The following is a 2,410-nucleotide window of genomic DNA, read 5'->3' on the forward strand; positions in this document are numbered from 1 at the left end:
GGTTGCACTAAACCTTCGGTAGCTGGTTTTAAAAAGCAGCGGATAAGGGCTATCTTTTGGATTCACATTTAACTTCTAATTAAGATGAAAAAAAAGAGCCTACCCTTATCCAGACTGCCTGCTCTAATGTAGCGGGATTCAGCGAGCTTTACGAGAAGTTCTCCAAAAAAATCACCGTCGCCGGACGCGGCCAGAGCACGCTCAAAAACTACAGCCACCACCTGGCCAAGGTAGCCCTGCACTTTAACTGCCTGCCCACCGAGCTGGACGCTGATCAGATCAACGACTACCTCTACCTGGTAAAGCAGCAGCACAATACCCCCTCCGATTCCTATTTCAAGTTCACCGTTTATTCCCTGCGTTACGTCTTCCGCATGGAGGGCCTCAAGGACAAGCGTATCGAGCTGCCTGTCCTGCGGGGCAGCAAAAAGCTGCCTGTTGTTCTAAGCAAGCCCGAGGTTAAAAGGCTGCTCTCGGCGCCAAAGCTGTTAAAACACCGGGTCCTTATGGCCACCCTCTACGGCTGCGGCTTGCGCTGCGCCGAAGTGCGTAACCTCCGTCTTTCAGACCTGGACTTTGACCGCAGGATGCTCCACGTGCGCCAGGGCAAGGGAGGCAAGGACCGTTATGTGCCCTTGAGCGGGCACCTGATCCGGGGGCTTGAAAAGTACATCCTGGCTGAGTGCCCGCAAGAGTGGCTCTTCAACGGCCAGGTGCAGCAGCGGGAAGAGGGCCTGGCAGACACCCGCTATTCCCAACAAGGGGTGCAGTGGGTGGTGCGAACGGCACGCAATGAAGCCGGCCTCTCCAAGCAGGTCAGCACGCATACCCTGCGCCACACCTTCGCCACCCACCTGCTCGAGGACGGCCTGGACATCGTCTCCATCAAGGACTTGCTGGGCCACGAGAGTATTCAGACCACGATGGTCTACCTGCACGTGGCCCAGAACGGGAGGAAGAAGCCTTTCTCGCCGCTCGACACACTCTACTGCTAGTGCGCGCCAGACACGAGGTGGCCGATGTGCTCCAGGCCCACTGGCCCCAAGTGGAGCGCCACCCGCACATCAACTCCTGGCAGCTGCGCACGCTAGCAGCCATTATGCGCTGCCGCACTCAAGCCATGGGCGGGCACGTGGACGCCTGCACCGGCTGCGGTCAGGTGCGCGTCAGCTACAACTCCTGTAGGAACCGCCACTGCCCCAAATGCCAGGGCCGCAGGCGCGAGCAGTGGATACAGGCCCGGGAGCAGGAGCTCTTGCCCGTGCCCTACTTCCACGTGGTCTTCACCCTGCCCGATACCCTGAACCAACTGGCCCTCCATCAGCCCAGGCTTGTCTACGACACCCTCTTCGAGGCCGCCTGGCAGACGCTGCTCACCTTCGCCACGGACACAAAGCACCTGGGCGCCCGCCCCGGCATGGTGGCCGTGCTCCACACCTGGGGCCAGACCCTCTCGCTGCACCCCCACCTGCACTGCATCGTGCCCGGCGGCGGGCTCACCGGGCACGGCAGGTGGCGAGGGGCCCGCGGCAAGGGCCGCTACCTCTTCCCGGTGAAGGCCATGAGCCGGGTCTACAGAGCTAAGTACGTGCAGCTGCTGAGGGAAAAGATGCCAGCAGTAGAGAAAGAACTGCTAAAGTCGCTGTTTCGGAAACAGTGGGTGGTCTATGCCAAGCGCCCCTTCGCAGGTCCCGGGCACGTGGTCGAGTACCTGGGCCGCTACACCCACAAGATCGCCCTCTCCAACCACCGCCTCACAGCCGTGGACGAGCAGTCGGTCACCTTCTCCTACAAGGACTACCGGCAAGGGGCCAAAAAGCTGGAGATGAGGCTCGGGGGCATGGAGTTCATCCGCCGCTTCGCCCTGCACATCCTGCCCCGGGGCTTTGTCAGGATACGCCACTACGGCATCCTGAGCGGCACCAGCAAGGGCTATAGCATTCCCGTGATCCGGGAGCAGCTGCCCGAGGGGAAAAGGCAAAAAGTAGAAGTGCGGGAGCTAGAAGTGTACAATCCTTTGCTCTGCCCTTGCTGCAAAAAGGAGACGATGCTCACCCTCCAGGTGCTGGCCAAGCGGGGACCGCCACAGGGACTAAGGACGCAGCGCAGGAACCGGGAGTTCGAGTAAGGAGCTAAAAAAAGCCACCCGAAAAGGTGGCCTGGCGAAGCTATGCCCCTGCGGCAGCAAATGCCCTGAAAAGAGCGGGAATCCTCTCCCGGAAACAGCAGAAAGTAATCTACTATTACCCTTCCAGGTTCACGTCCGATGGGCCTGCCGGCTACCAGATAGCCCCAACAAGTAGTTCAGGGGCAAGCCTCTTCCGACTTAAAACCCATAACGCGTCGCCCGGTTCCGTGCAACCACGGCTTCATTGTGGGCACTCCGTACCCAACGAAGCCTTAGTTGTTA

Annotated in this window: 2 protein-coding genes; both read left to right on the forward strand. The window is 60.0% G+C overall.

Translation table 11 applies throughout. The features are described 5' to 3' along the window. The first annotated feature begins 374 nt into the window (after positions 1 to 374). Entirely contained in the window at positions 375 to 995 is a 621-nt protein-coding gene (locus tag AC4QZR_RS19810) for a tyrosine-type recombinase/integrase (protein ID WP_494482461.1), read from the forward strand. Next, positions 995 to 2,128 carry an IS91 family transposase gene (locus AC4QZR_RS19815; RefSeq protein ID WP_494482462.1) on the forward strand — a complete coding sequence of 378 codons (1,134 nt, stop codon included), beginning with the start codon at positions 995 to 997 and terminating at the stop codon, positions 2,126 to 2,128. Before AC4QZR_RS19810 ends, AC4QZR_RS19815 begins: the two co-directional genes overlap by 1 nt. The last annotated feature ends 282 nt before the right edge of the window (positions 2,129 to 2,410 follow it).

The organism is Pontibacter sp. YIM B11418, assembly GCF_059278805.1.